Origin of the sequence: Bradyrhizobium uaiense, assembly GCF_010811875.1 — a bacterium.
GTDB classification, from domain to species: domain Bacteria; phylum Pseudomonadota; class Alphaproteobacteria; order Rhizobiales; family Xanthobacteraceae; genus Bradyrhizobium; species Bradyrhizobium uaiense.
In genome coordinates this window covers 1-225 of sequence record NZ_VKHP01001205.1, presented here as the reverse complement: position 1 = coordinate 225, position 225 = coordinate 1, and the positions used below count along the sequence as shown (strand labels likewise).

General features: G+C 59.6%; 1 protein-coding gene. It reads right to left on the bottom strand.

All coding sequences use genetic code 11. From position 1 onward, the window contains the following. A partial coding sequence (locus tag FNJ47_RS49305; RefSeq protein WP_163163905.1) for a transposase occupies positions 1–225 on the bottom strand: 225 nt, incomplete at both ends.

Sequence of the window (225 nt, the reverse complement as noted above, 5' to 3'; positions counted from 1 at the left end):
AGCGTGCTGATGCGCCCGAACGATGGTGGAATCGACGATCAGATATTCGAAGTCCGGATCATCGGACATCGCCTCGAAGATCCGCCACCAAACACCCTTGATGCTCCATCGGCTGAAGCGCCGGAACCCGCTGTTCCAATCGCCGAAGACCTCCGGGAGATCGCGCCAGGGAGACCCCGTACGCACGATCCACAGCACTCCTTCAACGAACATTCGGTTGTCGCG